Origin of the sequence: Paraburkholderia rhynchosiae, assembly GCF_002879865.1 — a bacterium.
Lineage (GTDB): Bacteria > Pseudomonadota > Gammaproteobacteria > Burkholderiales > Burkholderiaceae > Paraburkholderia > Paraburkholderia rhynchosiae.
On sequence record NZ_PNXY01000063.1, the window covers coordinates 1 to 20,243 of the forward strand.

A 20,243-nucleotide genomic window follows, 5' to 3' on the forward strand; every position below is an offset into this window, starting at 1 on the left:
GAAGGTTTGCTTGCCAAGGTCGATCCCAACGAGCGTCGCGTAGTCCATGATCATCTCCCGTTACAGTCGCCTTCCCAGCTTAGCGCGTCTGGAGAGGTGGGGCGGACCATTTCATTAGTCGTCAACTGGGAGCTTCGAGCCTGTCCTGGAGCGCATTGGCCGTTGACAACATTACTTCGCTCGCGGACAGCGCCGCCATGTAGAGCACTTGCCGCACGCTGCTACGGCCGCCGAAGATTGTGCGCTTTCCTCGCATCTGTCCGGAGTCGCGGTTGACCGGTGCGACGCCAATCAACGCGCCGATCTTGCGACGGGACAGTTTGCCAAGTTCAGGAACCTCGCAGATCAGGGTCGAAATCGTTGTCTTGCCAACTCCCTTTACGCTATCGAGCAGCGCCGACAGATCGGCGAAATTCGTCTGAACGTGCCCGGTCATGTCACTGCCGATACGATCGAGTTCTTTGGCCAGCGCTTCGATGATGGTGTCGATGCTTTTTCGGGTTGCCGCAGGCGATTGGGCCAGCCGGTTGAGTTCGGCGACGAGCATGGCGATCAGTTGACGACGGCGTGTGACCAGAGCCGCGAGGGCTTGCCGCTCTGTGCTCGGCAGAGGTTTGACGTACTTGTCGCGTTCCGGACTACGTTCAATGACTTCGCCGAGCTGCGCGAGAATGCTGCATCGATGCGATCGGTCTTCGCCAGTTATCCCATCGCTCGTGCAAAATCTCGTGCCTGTCAGGGATTGATGACCGCCACCGCGTAACCTGCAGCCTGCAATACAGCGGCGGCAGCCGTTTCAAGGCTTCGGGACGGACTTGTAAGCCCCAGGGAGGAGATCAGGCCGCACGAGCTTTGCCAAACCGACATCAACAACAAAAATTAACGACAGGCTGTGGATTTGTGGACGATGCGCCTGCGGCGCACCGGCGAGCTTACCGTGGACAAAGCTACACGTTGCCCACCGCGCTCACCTTCGCCCACAAGCTCCACAGCCTCCTGTCATGATTATTAAAAATCATGAACTTCAAGATACAAGGGAGGAAACCGCGGAGTGCCCCGATGCAAGGGGAGCTTTCGGGCTAAGGCGATCGATTCTTCGAAATTGCGCTCGCTTGCGCTTGAACAGATGAGACTTCAACGACGCCCACCAGCAATTCGCCAGCCTGAAAAGCAGCGTGGTTGAAGCGGGCGAATCAATCGCGGAAACGACTGGCGATGTAGTCGGGAATATTCTCTGGCGTCACGACGACGACCGAAGATGATGATGCGACAGATGCCGCTGGCAAGAGCTTGTGAAAATGCATCGCGTGGTGGCACGCTGACCTCATGTCCTGCCGAAGGTCGTGATGCAGGATGGCCTGAATCCTTCCCGCACGTAGAAGCTGCACGTTGTCCCTATCCAGGTCGTGCCCGATGAAGTACACGGGAGCCTGCTGCCGAGCTTCCAGGGCGCGAAGAATCGCGGCGTTACCCCCGCCCATTGAGTACACCGCCGCAATATTGGTACCATCGTTGAGAACACTTCGAACCCGTTCTTCGGTCGAAGAATCGAGACCATGACCACCACTAGCATCAATCAGGTTGAGGCGGGGATGGTGCTTGCGCAGTGCTCGCCTAAAACTTATTTCGCGCTCTTCCTCTCCTCGAAAGTGCTCGTCGCTCATCGTTATCAGCACGTTGGCCGGCTGTGGGCCGAGCAACAGTCCAAGTAGATAGGCAGCGGTTGCTCCCGCGACGCGGTTGTCTAGCCCGGCGTATGCGATGCGGCCCGACAGTGGTATGTCGGTGAAAACTGTGACGACAGGAATGCCGAGACGCTGGAGCTCGCCGACCTCTGCGGCAATCTCGGGAACGTCGCGGGCTTTCAGAAAAACGCCGTGGCTGCCTCTTCGGGCAACAGAACGCAGGGCGTCTACAACTTCGGGCGTCGTCATCCTTTCCTGCAATTGAAAGCGAGGGCGAACGACCGCTGGATGCATGAGCGCCAGCTCCGCTTCAAGCGCGCTCTTTATTTCGTCACTGAACCGTGTTGGTGCTTCTACCAGGACGTCAATCATGAGCTGCCGACCGGTATTTGCCAGATTTAGCTCCTGTGTCTCAAGCTCTTTTATTGCCCGCTCGACGCGGTTGCGGGTGTGCTCCCGGACGTTTGCCCGACCGTTCAGCACCCTATCAACCGTGGCCACCCCGAGCCCTGCCTGAAGGGCAATTTCCTTAATCAAAAAACGGTGAGCCAAATCGACTTTCCTTATTGATAGATTATTGATGCGTTTTTGAGGCCGCGTCTGGTGCCTTGCGAGCTATCCTACATCGAAAACAGGAGGCACGGATGGACTACCAACGAGACGACTATCGCGCTGAGCAAGCTGACTGGTACCGCGAAAGCGAGTGCAGCCTGGGTCATTTCGTGGCCGCGCTCCGCGCGGACGGCGGCCCTGCGCTGCGCTATGCGTCGAAGACAGTGGAAGGAATTCCTGTGTACGAATGCGAGGATTTGGACGCGGTCGTCTCGGCTCATGGGACAAGGAGCCACTTGTTGGCTGAATGGGCAGGTGTCCTGCGGGATGGAGCAGGTATCTTCGTGCTCAGGAGAGCCTTTGCCGACATCGGGTGCATTGATGAAGCAACGGCGGTTTTCGAATCAATCATTAAACGGGAACGAAAGTCGGGCGGGAAAGCCGACCACTTCGCAAATGCAGGCGCAAACGACCGTATCTGGAACGCGCAGGAAAAGCTTTGCGTGATGGCGCCCGACGTGTTCGCCCGCTACTTCTCGAACCACTGGTTGCCGGCAGCCGCCGAGGCGTGGCTGGGCCCTTGTTTTCAAGTCACCTCCCAGGTGAATGTTGTCAGACCCGGCGGGCAGGCTCAGCAAGCACATCGGGACTACCACCTGGGCTTCCAGGCGTCTGAAGTGGCCGCGTCGTTTCCCGCGCACGTACACCAGATGTCGGCGTTCCTTACGTTACAAGGGGCGGTCGCTCATAGCGATATGCCGATTGAAAGTGGTCCAACCAAGGTGCTGCCGTACTCACAGCGATATGCCCGAGGCTATGTGGCGTGGCGCAGAGCGGACTTCCGGGAATATTTCGAGAACAACTTTGTCCAGTTGCCTCTTGCGAAGGGCGATGCCGTCTTCTTCAACCCGGCGTTATTTCACGCCGCCGGTTCAAACCGGACGAGCGACATTCAGCGCATGGCAAACCTGCTGCAAATCTCATCCGCCTATGGGCGGGCGATGGAGGTAGTGAACCGGACTCGCATGTCCGAAAAACTATACCCAGTCATTCGGGACAGATTGACTGGAGGCAACATGACCGAGTTGGAAGTGCTGTCGGTCGTTAGCTCATGCGCTGAGGGATATTCTTTCCCGACAAACCTGGACAGGGACCCGCCAGTGGGCGGTCTCGCGCCGGAGAGTCAAAGACAGATGATGCTCCGCGCGCTTCGGGAGGACTGGGAGCCGGCAGTATTTGCTCAAGCCTTGCTAACGCATGCTTGGCGTCGCGCGCCTGACGACATCGAGAAATTGATAGATAATTGATGGATTTAAGGAAATAAAAGATAGATTTACCGCACTACTGTGATGCCTGTGCGACACACAAAATGACCCACCGTGGTCGAACATGCTCCTGCATTCGGCTGGATGCGGGCGGAGACAAGGCGTAATGGTGCAAAGGCATGGACCAGTTCAAAGAATTACAGCTGTTCGTCGAGGTGGCCGAGACGCGCAGTATCAGCCGAGCTGCGGAAGCCGTTGACCTTTCCATCTCTGCAGCAAGTCGGTATCTGATTTCGCTGGAGGCGAGGCTTGGGGTGCAGCTGGTGCGCAGAACGACGCGCAACCTTTATCTGACCGAGGCTGGCGCAGAATTTCACCGGCGCTGCAGATCCATCCTTTCAGACCTAGGTGAAGCAGAGGCTGTCATCAAGGAGGCTGTCGTGCGTCCAAGCGGCATCCTTCGTGTCACCGCTTCCCTATCGTTTTGCATGCTTCACATCGCGCCGATGCTTCCCGATTTCACGGCTCGATACCCCGACATCATGGTGGACGTTGCGGCGCACAACCGATACTACGACATCATAGAGAATGGCATCGACGTCGCCATTCGAACAAAAGTCCTCGAACCAGACAGCAATATAACCGTTCGAAGGCTGGCTTCGACGCGCCGGGTATTGGCTGCATCACCTGGCTACATCGCGACGAACGGCCGCCCTCGCTTCCCCGCAGAACTCGTGAAGCATCGGTTGCTCAACTATCAACTCGCAGACAATCCGAGAGAGCTCTCGTTCACGCGAGGCGGTGAGTCAGTCTGCGTCAAAGTTAAGCCGGTGGTGGAGTCAAATGATGGCCAGATACTGCGTATAGCCGCGCTGGACAACATGGGCATTCTCGTTCAGCCGAAATACATCATCTACGACGACCTTAAGGCAGGTCGCCTCGTCCCGGTGCTTGACGATTGGGACCTGCCTCGGCTGACGATGAACATCGCCTTCCAGACCCGCTCACATTTGCCCGTGAAAGTGCGGCTGTTCATTGATGCGCTTGTCGAGCGGTTCCAGAAGAACGAATACGAGCGGCATTGGACAGCGTGAGTCCGCTAATTATTCAACTTGATGTTTCCTCCCACTCAGCGCGAAAGACTTTCCCTTTCTAGCTCTGTTTTGCCAGCCACGGCGAATATAGACTCGTCTCAAAGCTGCAGAAAAGATTGATGGAGACATTCAATGCAAAGCACACCCTCTACAGTTCAATCCGCATCGCCGGATTTTGATGAAGCTCGCTCGGCCGAAGTCGTCAACGCCCGCATGGGCGAAACGCCGATGCTCGCCTGCGTCAAGTGATGTCGGTTCTGGTCAAACACCTTTACGCCGCGGTCAAGGAAATTGAGCCGACGCACGAAGAGTGGTTCACCGCTGTCCGCTTCCTGACCGAGACGGGTCAAATGTGCACGGACTGGCGGCAGGAGTACATCCTCCTTTCCGACATTCTCGGCGTCTCGATGCTCGCCGACGCAATCAACCATCGTCGTCCGAGCGGCGCTACGCCGAACACGATTCTGGGTCCGTTCTAAATTGCAGACGTCCCCGAATATCCGAACGGCGCAAATATCTGTCTGGATGGAAAGGGCGAGCCCATGGTTGTCGAGGGTCGGATAACTGACATCACGGGAAACCCGATTCCGAACGCGAAGCTACAGGAAGCTAACTCTTATGTATGAATTCACCTACACCACGCAAGCGGCGCGAGTTGTGTTCGGCGCCGGAAGCATGAAGTTGATTCAGCAGGAAGTGGAGACGCTTGGTGCTCGTCGGGCGCTGGTTCTTTGCACCCCGGAGCAAAGGGCACAAGCTGAAACGGTGTCATCGCTTCTGGGCCCTTCAAGTGCCGGGGTATTCGCCGGCGCACAGATGCATGTCCCAGTTGAGAACGCTCGCCACGCACGCGAACTTGCAAAGGCTGTGAATGCAGACTGTGCAGTGGCTATTGGTGGGGGTTCGACAATTGGCCTCGGTAAGGCGATAGCACTGGAATCTTCAATGCCCATTATTGCCATACCGACTACGTACGCCGGCTCAGAGATGACCCCCATCTACGGCATTACCGAAAACGGTTTGAAGAAGACAGGTCGTGACGCACAGGTAATTCCGAAGACGGTCCTGTACGACCCGGAGCTAACAATTGGGCTACCGGTCCAACTTTCGATAGTGAGCGGACTGAATGCAATCGCCCATGCCGCCGAAGGTCTCTATGCGCGAGACGGTAACCCGATCATGTCCTTGATGGCGGAAGAAGGGATTCGTGCGATTGCAACGGGTCTGCGCGGTATCGAACGCGATGCGCGCGACATCGACGCACGCAGCGAATGCCTTTATGGCGCCTGGTTGTGTGGCACGGTACTTGGCCGTGTTGGCATGGCGCTACATCACAAGTTGTGCCACACGTTGGGTGGAAGCTTCAATCTTCTGCACGCAGAGACACACGCGATCGTCCTGCCTCACGCGCTTGCATACAACAGCGCCGCCGTGCCCGACGCTATGGCGCGGATCGGTCGAGCGATGGGTGTGAAGTCTGCACCGCGTGGTGTCTTCAATCTCGCCGCCGAGCTTGGTGCGCCGACAGCGCTGCGTGACATCGGGATGAAGGAAGCGGACCTTGACCGGGCGTGCGACATCGCATTATCCAACCCGTACTGGAACCCGCAGCCTATCGAGCGCGATGCTCTGAGGCTTCTTCTACAGAATGCCTGGGAAGGGCGTCCACCCGCCGATTGACTGGCGACGGTAGCAGCGACGCTCCCACCGCTCAAAGAAACAAAAGTCTGGAGACAAACCATGACCAACTCGGCACAAATCAAGTATCCGTATTTCGAAGAAGCAACCTCGGCTGAAGTAGTCAATGCCCGCATGGGGTCCGACATCGACGAACGCTTCCGCGAGGTGATGAGCGTCGTGGTCAAGCATCTGCACGCAGCCGTGAAGGAGATCGAGCCGACCCACGAAGAGTGGCTGGCCGCTATCAAATTCCTTACCGCCGCTGGCCACAAGTGCACCGAGTGGCGTCAGGAGTTTATCCTGCTCTCCGACGTGCTAGGTGTCTCAATGCTGGTCGATGCTATTAACCATCGTCGGCCGAGTGGCGCGACTCCGAATACGATCCTCGGACCCTTCTACGTTGCCAACGCCCCACGCTACGCCAACGGCGCGAACATCTGCCTTGATGGTAAGGGCGAACCGATGGCCGTTAGCGGCCGAGTGGTCGACACTGATGGAGAGCCTGTCTCTGGCGCGCAGATTGAAGTCTGGCAAACCAACGACGACGGATTTTACGATGTGCAGCAAAAGGGCATTCAACCGGACTGGAATTTGCGCGGCATGTTCAATGCCACGAAGAACGGTGATTACTGGTTTCGTTCAGTCAAGCCGCGCCACTATCCGATTCCTGCCGACGGCCCCGTTGGCAAGATGCTAGGCCATCTGGGCCGTCACCCCAACCGCGCAGCGCACATGCATTTCATCGTGACTGCCTCAGGTTACGAACCTGTCATCACGCACATCTTTACACCCGATTGTGAGTTTCTCGATCAGGACACGGTATTCGGAGTCAAGCAAGACCTGATTGCGAAGTTCCAGCGAGAAGATCCTGCGGATGCAGCGAGCCCTGACAGATCAGGTGCGGCCCGCTGGAAGGTCGAATGGAATTTCACATTAGCCCGCGCTAAATCCTGATTGCTCGTTTCTACCCCTATCCCGCAACTCGGACCGAGTCCGAACAGAGCGAATTATGAAAGCATCGAATGTCGAACTTCTGGCCGCCTACTTCACCCTCTCAGGTGATGTCTATCCTTTCGGTCCAACAGAGATCAGCCCGTTTTCGTTACGCGAACGTGCGGAGGCTGCGTCCGCGGCGGGATGGAAAGGCATGGGGCTTATCCATGCCGACCTGATGGCCACGGCCCAGAAGCTTCAGATGAGCGAAATCGGGCAGATCTTCGCCGATAACGGTATGAAGCATCTCGAACTGGAATTCCTGGTCGATTGGTATCTCGACGGTGACCGGCGCGTTGCTTCGGACAAGGTCCGCCGCGAGATACTCGAAGCGGCAGGCGAGATTGGCGCTCGGAGCCTGAAGGTGGCTGCTGGACTGTTCGACGATGCTCCGCCCGACCTCCCGCGCATGCGTGATGAATTCGCGGGGGTCTGCAGGGACGCTGCCCAGTACGGCGTACAGGTTGTTCTCGAAGTGCAGCCGTTTTCCAACATCAAGACGCTGGAACATGGTCTGGCGATCGTCGAAGGTGCGAATCAGCCGAACGGCGGCCTTCTGCTCGACCAGTGGCACATGGTGCGCGGCGGAATAACCAATCCGCAGATCGCCGCCATGCCCGGCCGGTTCATCAAATCCATCGAACTCGACGATGCCGACCGCGAACTTAACGGTTCGCTGTGGGAAGACACCATCTATCACCGCAAGCTGTGCGGCGAAGGTAGCTTCGATACCCCGGCGTTCATTCGGGCTGTTCGAACCGCTGGATACGACGGACCGTTCGGTGTCGAGATCTTGTCGGAGACGTTCCGCAGGCTCCCGCTTCAAGTAATGGCACAAAGGGCGTTCGATACGACGATGCGACAGTTCGAACTCGCCGCAGAGCATCCCGTCGCAGCCGGCTAACCGACGGCGAACGTCTCACACCGTTTCCGTCTGCTCTGAATCTGACCCGACCGCCACCGACAACCGACTCACCTGTAGGAGCACACTATGCAAGAGACATTGGGACCGATCGCCACCTTCGGCGTCGCATGCCTCGGGATTACCCACCCGCATACGTCGGGCCGCGTCAGGGCCATGCAACGCATGGAGAACACAGTCGTTCTAGGCGCTGCCGATGACAGCCCGCTGCTAAAGCCATTTATTGAGGCGATGGGAATCACGGCTCGCAGCACGGCTGAAATACTGGATGACCCGGCTGTCCACGCCGTGCTGGTCCATTCGAAGAGCGAAAAGATGGCCGATCTGGCGGTCGAGGCGCTCGAAGCAGGCAAAGCCGTCCTGGTCGAGAAACCCGCAGGCCGTAGCGCGGCGGACTCAAAGCGCATCCTTGATGCTTCCGAGAAGAGCGGCGGCCTCGTCCAGGTTGGCTATTGCTGGCGCTTCGCGCCTTCTGTCGAAGCCATGCAACAGGCACTTCTGAGTGGCCGGCTCGGCAAGGTCATGCAGGTTCGCGCACACGGCGGCTGCTGTTACAACGAGGCCCGTACGAGCCACCTGAATCAAGCGGGCGACATCGGCGGCGCCGTGTTCGTTATTGGATGCCACCTGTTCGACCGCATCATCTATCACTTTGGCATGCCGCTATCCGTCAATGCGCGGATCACCAAGTTTCATGGCATCAATGGCGACGACTCGCGCGAGGACGCAGCAGGTGCGGTACTGAACTATGCCGACAAGATCGTCGTGGTCGACTTCTTCTCCTGGGACCCGCTCAACTGGACGGAAACATGGGATATGGCCGCGTACGGCACCGAAGGGATCATGCAGTCGTGTGCGCTGCCGTCGTCGTACAAGATTTTCGACAAGGGCAACACGGGTTATCCGCAGGGATGGACCGAGTGGAACGAGACCAACTTCCCGGTAAACTGGTCAGCGAAAAAAACGGAATACTCGCCCGAGCTTTACGAAATCGGCAACCCCATCTATTTCGACCGCGAAGCCGCCGCATTCGTCGGCGCAATCCGCAACGGAACGCCTTCAGTCGTTTCTGCAAAGCAAGGGCACGATGTGAACGTGCTGATTGAGGCGCTCTACGCCTCATCGAAGTTTGCCGGCGGCGAGGTCGTGCTCAACAAATTTATCAGGTAAAAACCACCGAAGAAAAGGGCTTATCACAGTCCTTCACATGATTAATAAGCGTTTTGTACTGCTGAACGGCAGTGTTACCACTGGTACTTTGAGGAGACGTGAAACATGAAAACTTTTATCCTTGCAGCCTCCGTTGCGATGACTGCCACGCTGTCGCCCCTGACCGCACATGCTGAAAAGATCGGCGTGTCGATGTCCATGTTCGACGACAATTTCTTGACCGTGCTGCGCACCGACATGAAGACCCATGCCGAGTCGATCAAAGGCGTTCAGGTGCAGTTCGAAGACGCACAAAGCGATGTGAGCAAGCAGCTTAATCAAATCCAGAATTTCATCGCACAAAAGGTCGACGCCATCATCGTGAACCCCGTCGATAGCGACGCCACGCCAAAGATGACTAAACTGGCTGCCGCCGCGGGCATTCCACTCGTGTACGTCAACATCAGCCCATCCGATAAAAGGTTGCCGCCCAAGGTTGCCTTCGTCGGTTCCAACGAAACCGAGTCGGGGACATTGCAGATGAAGGAGGTCTGCAAGCTGATGAATGGCAAGGGCAACATTGTCGTGATGATGGGCGATCTGTCCAGCCAGACTACGCGTCTACGCACTCAGGATATTAAGGACGTGATTGCCAAGCCGCCCTGCAATGGCATTAAGATCGTTCAAGAACAGACGGCCGCCTGGCAGCGTACCCAAGCTGCCGACCTGATGACTAATTGGCTCTCATCGGGTATCGCATTCGACGCGGTTGTCTCGAACAACGACGAAATGGCCATTGGCGCAATCCAGTCGTTGAAGGCCGCAAACAAGATGAACAAGAACATGGTCGTAGCTGGCATTGACGCGACCCAGGACGGGTTGGCTTCTATGAAAGCGGGCGACTTGAAGGTGACGGTCTTCCAGAACGCCGCGGGTCAGGCGAACGCGGCGATCGACACCGCGTTGAAGTTGGCCAAGGGCGAAAACGTTGAGCAAACAACGTGGATCCCGTTTGAGATGGTGACGCCTGCCAACTACGGCAAATACGCATCGAAAAACTAGCAGACCCTCGATCCGCTTAGAGTGCGGCAGCGTTCTGATCGCGGCACTCGATTCGTTCCATTGATTGAGGTAAAGCCAATGCAAGCTACTGCAGAACGATCCCCGCCCGCCGCACGAGCAGGCGATATTCCGCTGCTCGAAGTGCGAGATGTCATTAAGACCTTCCCGGGTGTGAAAGCACTAGACGGCGTTCAGTTCAAACTGAGACCAGGCACCGTTCACGCCTTGATGGGTGAAAATGGCGCTGGCAAGTCGACACTAATGAAGATTATCGCCGGCGTATACATTCCGGACGGCGGCGAACTGCTGGTAAAGGGGCAGCCACTGACCCTAAAGGGTCCGCTTGACGCACTCGACAACGGCATCGCGATGATCCATCAGGAACTAAACCTGATGGCGTACATGACCATCGCGGAAAACATCTGGATCAGGCGCGAACCGCTGACGCGTCTGGGGTTTGTAGACCACCGTGAAATGAGGAAGCGTACGCAGGCGCTGTTTGACCGCCTGAATATCGATCTTAATCCCGAAGCTGAGGTCCGCAGTCTCTCGATCGCCAACCGCCAGATGGTCGAGATTGCCAAGGCGGTTTCGTTCGATTCGGACGTGCTGATCATGGACGAACCCACTTCGGCAATTACCGAACGGGAGGTCGAGCACCTGTTTCGCATCATCCGTGACTTGAAAGCGCAGGGCAAGGGCATCGTCTACATCACACACAAGATGAACGAGCTTTTCGAAATCGCTGACGAAGTATCGGTATTTCGCGATGGCCGCTATATCGAAACCAAGCTATCGAGCGAAGTGACGCGGGACGACATCATCAAAATGATGGTGGGTCGGGAAATCACACAGATGTTTCCGAAGGAAGAAGTTCCGATCGGTGACATAGTCCTTTCGATTAAAGACCTGGCTGTCGAAGGCGTATTTAGCGGCATCAACTTCGACCTGCGTGCCGGGGAAATTCTAGGCCTCGCCGGGTTGGTCGGGTCGGGGCGAAGCAACGTCGCTGAAGCGATCTTCGGCGTAGTCCCCGCAACGTCTGGATCGATGGCAATACGCGGGACGCCTGTCGTCATCGACAGTCCAGCCACTGCAATGAAAAACGGAATGGCCTTCCTGACGGAAGACCGCAAGGAGACTGGCTGCTTCTTGACTCTCGGTATCCTCGCAAACATGGATACGGCGGTGTTGAGCAGCAACTACGTGAAGTTTGGATTCGTGCAGGGGAAGCGGCTCATGAAGGATTGCGACGCATTGAGCAAGACCCTGCGGGTCAAGACCCCGAATCTGCACGAGCCGATCCAGAATCTCTCGGGAGGCAATCAACAGAAGGCACTGATCGGCCGATGGCTGCTGACAAGACCGAAAATCCTGATTCTGGACGAACCGACACGCGGTATCGACGTTGGCGCGAAAGCCGAAATTCATCGCCTCATTAGCAAACTGGCGGGCGAAGGCGTTGCAGTTCTGATGATCTCATCTGAGCTACCTGAAGTGCTCGGCATGAGCGACCGGGTCGTGGTCATGCACCAGGGCCATCAGACCGGCATTGTTGATCGTAAGGACGCTGATCAAGTCACCATCATGGACTTGGCATCGCAGTAACGCCCCGGTCTAAAAGTAGGAGTTTAGGAGACGCATCATGGCATTCCCCAAGACGTTGCAGCATCCCCTCCCGTCAACCACGCCCAAACGGAGATGGCCCCCTGAGTCAGGCATTTTGCTGGTACTCGTCGGCATCGGACTACTCTTCGAGGCGCTTGGCTGGATAATTGTCGGACAAAGTTTCTTGTTCAACGCAGATCGGCTTACGGTGATGATCTTGCAAATGTCGGTGATTGGCGTCATTGCTATCGGCGTCACACAGGTCATCATCACCGGGGGTATCGATCTGTCGTCCGGCTCCATTGTCGCCGTCGCCGCGATGGTCACCGCGAGCCTCGCCCAGGAATCAGGGTATGCGCGCGCTGTCTTTCCCGCGCTGACCGGTTTGCCCCTGATTTGGCCAATCCTCGCAGGTTTGCTGGTTGGCACTGTCTGCGGCCTGATTAACGGCGGTTTAATTACCTTCGGCGGCATTCCTCCGTTCATTGCGACCCTGGGCATGATGGTATCGGCACGAGGCGTAGCGAAGTGGTACACCCACGGCCAACCTATCAGCATGCTGACTGATGACTTTGCCTGGATTGGATCCGGTGTCGTGCCTGTAGTCATCTTTGTCGTGGTTGCTGCGGTCTTTCACATCGCGCTCCGATACACACGATACGGAAAGTTCACTTATGCGATTGGCGCTAACAGACAGGCAGCGCGGGTCTCGGGCATCAACGTGACGCGGCACCTGATTGTTGTCTATTCGATCGCAGGCATGCTCGCGGGATTGGCGGGGATCGTGACGTCGGCACGAGCTGCCACAGGACAGGCCGGAATGGGGGTGTCCTATGAATTGGATGCGATTGCTGCGGCAGTGATCGGCGGTGTGTCTCTGGCTGGTGGCATTGGGCGTATCACAGGCACAGTCATTGGCGTGTTAATTCTGGGCGTCATGACTTCTGGATTCACGTTCATCCGCATTGACGCCTACTATCAGGAAATCGTCAAAGGGCTAATCATCGTGGCCGCCGTGGTGGTAGACCAATACCGTCAACGAAGCAAGCGCGTTTGACGTCCACTGGCTGCCCGAGCGATCGTCCTCAAGTTGATCCCCCTCGTTGCAGCCTGATTGACGGACCTACATCTCATCGGCGAGCGGCTTTGCTCAGCACCAAGACTCGTTAGCCGGCTAATTGAATTAGACCGTTACTTTGAAACTGAGGAACCCAAAATGGAACAAATTGGTATTGGTGTCATCGGCACGGGCTTCATGGGTAAGGCACACGCACGGGCTTATAACGCCGTATTCTCGGCGTATCCAGACTTGGCGTTGCAGCCGAAACTGGTCGGCGTAGCTGATATTAACGGCGAAGCAGCTAAACGCACCGCTGTTCAATTCGGGTTTGAACGCCACACTTCGGACTGGAAGTCTTTGATCGTGGACCCAGAGATCAAGATTATTTCCATTACAACGCCCAACGTCATGCACCGGGAGATGGCCGTGGCGGCGGCTCAGGCCGGCAAGCACATCCATTGCGAGAAGCCGCTGGCACCTACCGCGATCGACGCAAAGGCGATGCTTGATGCGGCGAACAGCGCTGGCGTGATGACGCAAGTTGGCTATAACTACATCAAGAACCCTCTTTTGAAACTGGCCAAACAGATGATCGCTGACGGTGAACTCGGCGAAATCACGAGCTTCCGCGGTGTTCACGCCGAAGACTATATGGCCGATCCGAAGATTCTCTTCGACTGGCGCGTCGATGGCAGCGGCGGAGAAGGCGGAGCGATCCAAGAGATCGGCAGCCACATCATAGGCATTGCCCGATTTCTTTTGGGAAACATAGTGGAGATCAGCGCCGATCTGGAAACAGTCCTCAAGACGCGTCCAGATGCTGACGGCACCCCACGCAAAGTGATGGTGGATGACGTCGCGCGAATGATTGTGCGTTTTGATGGCGGCTTTAGCGGGAGCATTGAAGCCAACTGGTTGGCGACGGGTAGAAAGATGCAACTCGGATTCGAGGTCAGCGGCACCAAGGGGTCGTTGGCGTTCACGCAAGAGCATCTGAATGAACTCCTCTACTACCGTGCCGGTGACCCCGCGCGAGAAGCCGGATTCTCGCGTATCGAAACCGGTCCTCAGCATCCGCCGTACGCTAATTTTTGTCCGACAGCAGGTCATCAACTTGGCTTCAACGATCTGAAGACCATTGAAATGGCCGAATTCCTGACGGCCATTGCTGGCGGAGCGCGCAACGGCCCCGAATTCCTCGAGGCCTACGCAATTCAAAACGTCATTGATGCGGCGCTGCGGTCCTCGAAGGAACGCAGCTGGGTGACTGTCAAGTAGCTGAGTCTGCGATGGAAGCGGCGCTCGCATCGTTGCGCAGCGCCGCAAGAGCCGCTCTTGCCGATAGATATGCAGGTGTGGATGGGCTCTCTCCGCGCGGGCGCGATGGGCGGCTACTTTCTCGATCAACAGGTATTCGGATCAAAATGATCAAACACATCGTCATGTGGAACATTCGCGGCGAAACCGCCGATAAAAAGCGTGTGTCAGCTCTCTTCGTTAAAAGCCGGTTCGAGACGCTGATCGGAGTCATTCCGGGGCTCACAAGTCTGGAAGTCGGGTTAGACACAAGTGGGGTCGATTACGCTTGCGACGTGGTGCTCTACACTGAGTTCGCCGACCAACAGGCGCTGGAAAACTATGCGACTCATCCGGAGCATCTGCGGGTCAAGCAAGAGATTGGAGATTTGCGCATCTCTCGCTATCAGGTGGACTATCCATGGGATGTCGCAGAAACTGTGGAACGTGCGATTTGAACGCGCCAGTGCTTTCCCTTCGTATGTCATGAAGAGATCGCGCTACCTGGTGACGCGCCAGCACCGATACATGGAAGGCCGTGGATCATGGAATCCATATATCCTGGTGAGCTGACGTTGCCCGCGAATTTCGGATCCCTTAACTGAGCGGAGATTATGCCACCCGTTGGTTCTGGGCGGCGTACCAGTCCCGCTCGAACTGCATCGGGCTGACGTAGCCCAACGTCGAGTGAAGACGGCCGTGATTGTACAAGCCGGCAACACAACGCCCATATCAGCGAGTCAAGGGAAGTTCTGTATCGTTGGCATCCGTGGTACGGGCACACGGTATGGATTTTCACCACGATAGAAAGGAAGAACGGCGAGTCAATCCTGCGTTGTGCGCGAGAGCCGTTCCACACGGCGGGCTTGCTGGAGGTGCCGCAATGGATGTTCGATCCCGTTGCCTGCTGTCGCATGACTTCGGCAAGCAAGGAAAGTATTGACAGGCTTGTCCAGTGCTCCATCGATATGAGCTTAACGCACCGTTCCCTTCCAGAATCTGCACACTGTCGCGCGGCACGTTCGCCATCACCGCATGCCGCTTCGCGCATAACGAGCAATTGCAGATCACGAGTTCGTCAATCTGCGCGTCAAAGGCAAACTTGACCGCGCCGCAATGGCACGAAGCGGTATGGCGTGGCATCCATCCTCCTGTTAAGCATCCCGGCAACGCCGCGCCACCGTCACGGCATCAGCAAAATCTTCGAGCCGATCTTGTTGCGCGCCATTTCGAAGCCCTCCAGCGCATCGGCAAGCGGCAACCGATGCGTGACCATCGGCACCAGCGCGGCATGATGCTCGACGACAAAATCACGCACTTGCGCCCATGTGGCGCGAGAAGCACGGTAGGTCCCGCGAATCTGATGACGGTTGCGCACGAGTTTAGCCGCATCGAAACTGACGGGCGCGCTGTGAATGCCGCAGATCACCATCACGCCCGAAGGCCGCAAGAGATCGAGACCAGCCTGCACCGTGGACGGCACACCGGTCGCCTCGATGACGATATCGAACTCGTCCGCGCCACTGAGCTGCTTCGCATCGGACAGCGGCCGCTCTTTCAGATCGAGCGTCTTGCCGATGCCAAGCGCCCGCACCCCATTGAGCCGGTCCGTGTCGTCATAGCCAGCCACCACCACGTCCGCGTCGCGCGCTTTTGCAAGCAACGCGATGCCCTGCCCGATGGTACCGGGTCCCATCACGAGAACCTTGTCACCGCGTTTGACGTCGGCGGCGTTCACCGCGCTCAATCCGATCGACAACGGTTCGCATAGCGCCGCGATCCCGAGATCGAGATCGCTGGGCAACGCGAGGCAGTTGATCGCCGGCACACGCACGGACCGTGCAAAGCCGCCGTCGCGCAACATGCCGATGCCGCGACGGTCGCGGCATTCGTCGAGTCGCCCTGCCGTACAAAAGCGGCATACGCCGCACTCGACCGACGGAATCACAACGACCGGCTGCCCCGCCTGAAGATCGACGACGCCCTCGCCTACACTCGCGATCCTGCCGGCAAACTCGTGACCGATCGTGACCGGAAACGCCTGCTTCAGAAAGTCGTAGCCGCCCGACCAGTCGTAAATATGGACGTCGCTGCCACAGATGCCGGCGGCGACCACATCGACGATCACTTCGCCTGCGGCGGGCGCTTGCGGCGGCGCTATCTCACGAAGTTCGAGGCCGAATGTGGCGGCAGTTTTTTGCAATGCTTGCATGAGTTGCTCCTGACTGCAGTATCGGGTTCAAAGCGGCGAACCGGAGGCCGGTACGGATCGCAGCAACGACGCATCCACCTGCGAATGCCTGATGCCGAAGACGAGTTCGTAGACGTCGACGATGGCTGGCCGCGCGGCTCCGGCAAACCGAAGCGCGAACTCGCCGAGCGCCGACTCGTGCGCCCTCAACGTCGCCTCGTCGACGCCTTCCACCAGCAGCACGTGAGTCGGTTCGTCGGCATTCGACCATTTCTCGAATACGTCCGGCACCGATGATCTGACCTGCCCCAGATGCGCCGAGCTCACGCCCGCCAACGCCATGCACGCATCGGTCAGTGCCCGTCCATCGAACTGTTCGGCCGCGCTGATACGGACGCACGCGATGGCCTGTCCTGGCACGCTGCCTGCGGACGCGACGGTGTCGCACGTCGCACGCACCACGTTTTTCAGCAGCGGGCGCATCGACGCCGACCACGCGGTGGGCCGCTCAATCACGTCGAGGTAGGCAGCCGAATCGAATACCGCCGATGTTTCGGTCTCGTACAGCGTGAAGTAACGGTGCTGCCCCGGCGCCGACGACCGGTAGCGGCGGCCGGCGATGAAGCCGGCAATGCCGACCCGCTCGGGCACGTGTTCGTCCGTATGCCAACGGTTGTATTCCGTGTCGGACTCAGCGCTGACGTCGTTCCATAGCGCGAGAAACGCGGAACCGGAAATGGCCATGATGCAACACTCCAGTTAATCGAAAACGCTTCAGGATGGGCGTGCGTGCAGCGCGCGCGGCGCGGCTGCGGGCATGCTGAACATGCACAGCGCGGCAACCAGCGCGGGCACCGCGACCAGCATGAACAAAGTCTCATAGCCCAAGCCCGACGACAGCAGGAATCCCCCCATCACCGAGCCGAGCATCGAGCCGAACCGGCCGATCCCGGTCGCCCAGGCCACACCTGTCGCACGGCTGGTGGTGGGATAGTGAGTCGCCGCCAGACCGTTGATGCCGACCTGCGAACCGCTGATGCAAAGGCCCGCGAGAAAAACAATCGGGCCGAGCACCCCGGGTGTCGTGTAGGTCTGCCCGACCAGGTAGATCACGGCTCCGGCAAGACAGTACGCGCAGCCCAGCACCCGGTGCGGCGTCGCCAGATCCATGACGCGGCCGAGCAGTAAACCTCCGCATGTGCCGCCGACGGACCACAGCGCAGTGGTCAGCGCGGCCGTCTTCATGGTGCCCCCGGAATGGGTGATGATGGTCGGCAGCCAGCTCGACATCAGATACAGCACCGACAGGCCCATGAAGAAAGTCGTCCACAGCAGAAGCGTGCCACGGCGATAAGGTGCCACCAGCAGTTCACGGACCGCCGAGCGCAGCCGTTCCGGTTCTCGCGCGACAAAGTGGCTATCCGCCTTCACCGGGGTCGCCGCGATGCGTTGGCCGAAAGCACGCAGGTCCGCTTGCCGGTCCGGACGGCGCAGTGCGAGAAAGCGCATCGACTCTGGCAGCCACAACCGCAACACCGGCAGCAGCAACAAAGGCGTCACCCCGCCGACGATCAACATAGCGTGCCACCCGAAGCGCGAGATCACCTGCGAGGCCACCACCCCGCCGAACGCGGAGCCGAGCGAATTGCCGCACAGCATGATCGTGATGATGGTCAGGCGACGGCGCGCGGGTGCATATTCCGCCGTCAGCGTGACCGCGGTCGGCGTGGCGCCACCAATGCCGACGCCGGCGACGAATCGCAGCAACGCCAGCTCTGTCACGTTGGTGGCGAGTAGGCTGAACAACGTCGCGAAGCCAAAAAATGCGACCGATGCGAGCATCACCGGCCGTCTTCCATAGCGGTCAGCGAGCGGGCCGAAGATCAGCGAGCCGGCCATCATGCCGATCAGGCCGAACAGGAAAATCGGCGAAAGCTGATTGACCGTCAGCCCCCACTCCGCGCGCACCGACGGCGCGATATAAGCGGCGAGCCCGATATCGATACCGTCGATCGCCACCGTCAGGAAGCAAAGCACGATCACCAGCCACTGAAAGCGGCTGAGCGGCTGTGTGTCGACAAACTCCTGCACATCTATCAAATCATTCTGCTTCATGCTGCATGTCTCCTGCTCACATCCTGTTTTGCGCGCCTGGTTAGGCGCATCGACACCGGCCTCTTAGAAGAGCTTCCTGAGGCCCACTCGCAGTGCCACCTGATTCGAGTTGCTCGACGGTGACAATCCGAACAGATTCGCGACAGCCTGTTTCCCGGTCGAATCGACGCCACTCGCGTGTTGCCAGATGGTCATGCCGTACACGTAGGTGGACTTAGAGAAGAGATAGGCTGTGCCGGCTTCGAGCGAGTTGTAGTGACCGCCCGGCGATGCACTGTACTGCCATGCCACGCCGCCCATTGTGGCGGGCGTGAAATTGAACGCGTAGTTCAACTGGTAGTTATTGAACGCGGCGTTCGCGGGCGCCGTGCGATTCGACGCCGTCCCGACAATGTCGAGAAAACGCACATTCGAATATAGAAACGACAACTGAGAACGGCCATATACGTATTTCGCGCCGCCTCCAAGCACCTGCTGGCTGGTTGCAGTCACATAGTTCTGGAAGATCGGATCGGTGACCGGATTGGTAAAGGCCGCGCCCGCCACGGGCGAGCTACCTGCACCAAAAATCGAGGTCGCCGGCGTTCGCATATTCATGTACGCGCCCGCCAGCGTGAGGCCGCCGTTCGCATATTGCGCACCGACGCCATAGGTCCTGTCGTGGGAAAAATCACCGGGCGTGCCGCCAAGGCTCAACATCGCACTGTAGTTGAAGCCACGATAGACGGGGCTTTCGTACTTGATCACGTTGCTGATCTTGTTGTAATTCCACGACCCGTCGATATCGCCGAGCGTGGCGCCGAGACCGCCCGCGAACAGAAAGCTGGTGCTTAACGGCACAAAGTAGTCGTTGGTCATGGAGTACTGCCGGCCCAGGTAGACATTCCCCCAATCGCCGCTCAGGCCCACGAATGCCTGTCTGCCAAAGAGTGTATTGGCGGGCTGGAAGGCTCCTGTCTGGATACTGAAGCCCGCCTCGAGCACGAAAATCGCCTTGAGGTTCGAACCCAGATCCTCCACGCCACGCATGCCGAACTTGTCGCCGGCGCGCCCGCCACTATAGGTTTGCACGGCCGACTTGCCGCCCTGATTATTGGTATAGGTGAGCGCGCTATCTACCGCCCCGTATAGCGTCACACTACTTTGCGCGTGCGCTAGCGCGCATGCCGCCAATGGCAGGCAAGCAACCAGATGTTTCACTTCCGTCTCCTGTTCGTTATCCGGGGGTGCGGCTGGCATCCCCTCTCTTTTAACCCTCAGGATTACCCACATCTGCGCGGGGATAGCGCTTGTAAACAGCTTGAGGCGGTGTTAAGGAAGGTCTGCAAAAGTCCTGGCATTGACGCCCCGTTCAGCTATCCTGGAACCAACGCGAATTATTGATATTTCCGTAAATCATGACAACCGTTGAGCGTCTCAAGCGTTATGTCTCCAGGGCGATCTCGAGACAAGTTGGCATGGCGCAAAGGCGATTGAGCGAAGCAGCAAAGAAGCGATTGAAGGCGGGTCGGCTGCTGCTGGCGGGCAAGGGCTGCGCCGAGGTGGCGTTGGCTGTGGGCGTGGCTCGGCAG

Annotated in this window: 18 protein-coding genes and 2 pseudogenes; 13 read left to right on the forward strand and 7 right to left on the reverse strand. The window is 58.0% G+C overall.

Annotated features, from left to right (window positions below; all coding sequences use genetic code 11):
* Nucleotides 1–178: 178 nt before the first annotated feature.
* Together C0Z16_RS39770 and C0Z16_RS35690 are read right to left on the reverse strand one after the other, a co-directional pair.
* Nucleotides 179–801, reverse strand: a pseudogene (locus tag C0Z16_RS39770) (transposase); the annotation flags it as partial.
* Nucleotides 802–1,193: 392 nt separating this feature from the next.
* The gene (locus tag C0Z16_RS35690; protein WP_102636673.1) at nucleotides 1,194–2,237 is read right to left on the reverse strand and encodes a LacI family DNA-binding transcriptional regulator; all 1,044 of its coding nucleotides are present in this window, start codon (nucleotides 2,235–2,237) and stop codon (nucleotides 1,194–1,196) included.
* Nucleotides 2,238–2,329: 92 nt separating this feature from the next.
* Here C0Z16_RS35690 and C0Z16_RS35695 point away from each other — a divergent pair, with 92 nt between their 5' ends.
* The 12 genes from C0Z16_RS35695 (at nucleotide 2,330) to C0Z16_RS35750 (ending at nucleotide 14,824) form a co-directional block, all read left to right on the forward strand.
* Nucleotides 2,330–3,544 carry a phytanoyl-CoA dioxygenase family protein gene (locus C0Z16_RS35695; protein ID WP_102636674.1) on the forward strand — a complete coding sequence of 405 codons (1,215 nt, stop codon included), beginning with the start codon at nucleotides 2,330–2,332 and terminating at the stop codon, nucleotides 3,542–3,544.
* Between the two features lie 137 nt (nucleotides 3,545–3,681).
* Nucleotides 3,682–4,596, forward strand: a complete 915-nt coding sequence (locus C0Z16_RS35700) for a LysR family transcriptional regulator (RefSeq protein WP_102636675.1) — start codon at nucleotides 3,682–3,684, stop codon at nucleotides 4,594–4,596.
* Nucleotides 4,597–4,844: 248 nt separating this feature from the next.
* Nucleotides 4,845–5,075 carry a dioxygenase gene (locus C0Z16_RS39200; RefSeq protein WP_244201497.1) on the forward strand — a complete coding sequence of 77 codons (231 nt, stop codon included), beginning with the start codon at nucleotides 4,845–4,847 and terminating at the stop codon, nucleotides 5,073–5,075.
* A gap of 139 nt (nucleotides 5,076–5,214) precedes the next feature.
* Nucleotides 5,215–6,276, forward strand: a complete 1,062-nt coding sequence (locus C0Z16_RS35710; RefSeq protein ID WP_102636676.1) for a maleylacetate reductase — start codon at nucleotides 5,215–5,217, stop codon at nucleotides 6,274–6,276.
* Between the two features lie 60 nt (nucleotides 6,277–6,336).
* On the forward strand, nucleotides 6,337–7,230 hold the full coding sequence (locus C0Z16_RS35715) for an intradiol ring-cleavage dioxygenase (RefSeq protein WP_102636677.1): 894 nt from the start codon (nucleotides 6,337–6,339) through the stop codon (nucleotides 7,228–7,230).
* A 55-nt stretch (nucleotides 7,231–7,285) separates the two neighbouring features.
* Complete coding sequence (locus tag C0Z16_RS35720) at nucleotides 7,286–8,173, forward strand: sugar phosphate isomerase/epimerase family protein (RefSeq protein WP_102636678.1); 888 nt, start codon at nucleotides 7,286–7,288, stop codon at nucleotides 8,171–8,173.
* 99 nt (nucleotides 8,174–8,272) lie between these two features.
* Complete coding sequence (locus C0Z16_RS35725) at nucleotides 8,273–9,361, forward strand: Gfo/Idh/MocA family protein (protein WP_244201498.1); 1,089 nt, start codon at nucleotides 8,273–8,275, stop codon at nucleotides 9,359–9,361.
* A gap of 105 nt (nucleotides 9,362–9,466) precedes the next feature.
* Nucleotides 9,467–10,402 (forward strand): sugar ABC transporter substrate-binding protein, encoded by a 936-nt coding sequence (locus C0Z16_RS35730; protein WP_102636680.1) that lies wholly within the window; start codon nucleotides 9,467–9,469, stop codon nucleotides 10,400–10,402.
* A 78-nt stretch (nucleotides 10,403–10,480) separates the two neighbouring features.
* Complete coding sequence (locus C0Z16_RS35735) at nucleotides 10,481–12,010, forward strand: sugar ABC transporter ATP-binding protein (RefSeq protein WP_102636681.1); 1,530 nt, start codon at nucleotides 10,481–10,483, stop codon at nucleotides 12,008–12,010.
* Between the two features lie 37 nt (nucleotides 12,011–12,047).
* A complete protein-coding gene (locus C0Z16_RS35740) occupies nucleotides 12,048–13,067 on the forward strand; it encodes an ABC transporter permease (protein WP_102636682.1) in 1,020 nt (339 codons plus the stop codon).
* 159 nt (nucleotides 13,068–13,226) lie between these two features.
* Complete coding sequence (locus C0Z16_RS35745) at nucleotides 13,227–14,348, forward strand: Gfo/Idh/MocA family protein (RefSeq protein WP_102636683.1); 1,122 nt, start codon at nucleotides 13,227–13,229, stop codon at nucleotides 14,346–14,348.
* 11 nt (nucleotides 14,349–14,359) lie between these two features.
* Nucleotides 14,360–14,824 (forward strand): Dabb family protein, encoded by a 465-nt coding sequence (locus C0Z16_RS35750; RefSeq protein WP_322788920.1) that lies wholly within the window; start codon nucleotides 14,360–14,362, stop codon nucleotides 14,822–14,824.
* 337 nt (nucleotides 14,825–15,161) lie between these two features.
* On the opposite strand, the gene C0Z16_RS39775 is transcribed toward C0Z16_RS35750, so the two are convergent.
* The 5 genes from C0Z16_RS39775 to C0Z16_RS35770 all read right to left on the reverse strand — a co-directional run bounded on the left by C0Z16_RS39775 (nucleotide 15,162) and on the right by C0Z16_RS35770 (nucleotide 19,911).
* A complete protein-coding gene (locus tag C0Z16_RS39775) occupies nucleotides 15,162–15,509 on the reverse strand; it encodes a GFA family protein (protein ID WP_455430272.1) in 348 nt (115 codons plus the stop codon).
* Between the two features lie 40 nt (nucleotides 15,510–15,549).
* On the reverse strand, nucleotides 15,550–16,578 hold the full coding sequence (locus C0Z16_RS35755; protein ID WP_102636685.1) for a zinc-dependent alcohol dehydrogenase: 1,029 nt from the start codon (nucleotides 16,576–16,578) through the stop codon (nucleotides 15,550–15,552).
* Between the two features lie 27 nt (nucleotides 16,579–16,605).
* Nucleotides 16,606–17,301 (reverse strand): DUF4286 family protein, encoded by a 696-nt coding sequence (locus C0Z16_RS35760; protein ID WP_102636686.1) that lies wholly within the window; start codon nucleotides 17,299–17,301, stop codon nucleotides 16,606–16,608.
* 30 nt (nucleotides 17,302–17,331) lie between these two features.
* Complete coding sequence (locus tag C0Z16_RS35765; RefSeq protein WP_102636687.1) at nucleotides 17,332–18,672, reverse strand: MFS transporter; 1,341 nt, start codon at nucleotides 18,670–18,672, stop codon at nucleotides 17,332–17,334.
* Between the two features lie 63 nt (nucleotides 18,673–18,735).
* On the reverse strand, nucleotides 18,736–19,911 hold the full coding sequence (locus tag C0Z16_RS35770) for a porin (protein ID WP_158244576.1): 1,176 nt from the start codon (nucleotides 19,909–19,911) through the stop codon (nucleotides 18,736–18,738).
* 218 nt (nucleotides 19,912–20,129) lie between these two features.
* On the opposite strand from C0Z16_RS35770, the pseudogene C0Z16_RS39205 reads away from it, so the two are divergent.
* A pseudogene (locus tag C0Z16_RS39205) lies at nucleotides 20,130–20,243 on the forward strand (IS630-like element ISCARN39 family transposase); the annotation flags it as partial.

What these genes read in the sequence shown, in the direction of transcription:
- C0Z16_RS35730 (WP_102636680.1), top strand. Translation starts at nt 9,467, where the DNA reads ATGAAAACTTTTATCCTTGCAGCCTCCGTTGCGATGACTGCCACGCTG.
- C0Z16_RS35760 (WP_102636686.1), bottom strand. Translation starts at nt 17,301, where the DNA reads ATGGCCATTTCCGGTTCCGCGTTTCTCGCGCTATGGAACGACGTCAGC.
- C0Z16_RS35755 (WP_102636685.1), bottom strand. Translation starts at nt 16,578, where the DNA reads ATGCAAGCATTGCAAAAAACTGCCGCCACATTCGGCCTCGAACTTCGT.
- C0Z16_RS35700 (WP_102636675.1), top strand. Translation starts at nt 3,682, where the DNA reads ATGGACCAGTTCAAAGAATTACAGCTGTTCGTCGAGGTGGCCGAGACG.
- C0Z16_RS35765 (WP_102636687.1), bottom strand. Translation starts at nt 18,672, where the DNA reads ATGAAGCAGAATGATTTGATAGATGTGCAGGAGTTTGTCGACACACAG.
- C0Z16_RS35710 (WP_102636676.1), top strand. Translation starts at nt 5,215, where the DNA reads ATGTATGAATTCACCTACACCACGCAAGCGGCGCGAGTTGTGTTCGGC.
- C0Z16_RS35750 (WP_322788920.1), top strand. Translation starts at nt 14,360, where the DNA reads ATGGAAGCGGCGCTCGCATCGTTGCGCAGCGCCGCAAGAGCCGCTCTT.
- C0Z16_RS39200 (WP_244201497.1), top strand. Translation starts at nt 4,845, where the DNA reads ATGTCGGTTCTGGTCAAACACCTTTACGCCGCGGTCAAGGAAATTGAG.
- C0Z16_RS35735 (WP_102636681.1), top strand. Translation starts at nt 10,481, where the DNA reads ATGCAAGCTACTGCAGAACGATCCCCGCCCGCCGCACGAGCAGGCGAT.
- C0Z16_RS35720 (WP_102636678.1), top strand. Translation starts at nt 7,286, where the DNA reads ATGAAAGCATCGAATGTCGAACTTCTGGCCGCCTACTTCACCCTCTCA.
- C0Z16_RS39775 (WP_455430272.1), bottom strand. Translation starts at nt 15,509, where the DNA reads ATGCCACGCCATACCGCTTCGTGCCATTGCGGCGCGGTCAAGTTTGCC.
- C0Z16_RS35770 (WP_158244576.1), bottom strand. Translation starts at nt 19,911, where the DNA reads ATGCCAGCCGCACCCCCGGATAACGAACAGGAGACGGAAGTGAAACAT.
- C0Z16_RS35745 (WP_102636683.1), top strand. Translation starts at nt 13,227, where the DNA reads ATGGAACAAATTGGTATTGGTGTCATCGGCACGGGCTTCATGGGTAAG.
- C0Z16_RS35695 (WP_102636674.1), top strand. Translation starts at nt 2,330, where the DNA reads ATGGACTACCAACGAGACGACTATCGCGCTGAGCAAGCTGACTGGTAC.
- C0Z16_RS35715 (WP_102636677.1), top strand. Translation starts at nt 6,337, where the DNA reads ATGACCAACTCGGCACAAATCAAGTATCCGTATTTCGAAGAAGCAACC.
- C0Z16_RS35740 (WP_102636682.1), top strand. Translation starts at nt 12,048, where the DNA reads ATGGCATTCCCCAAGACGTTGCAGCATCCCCTCCCGTCAACCACGCCC.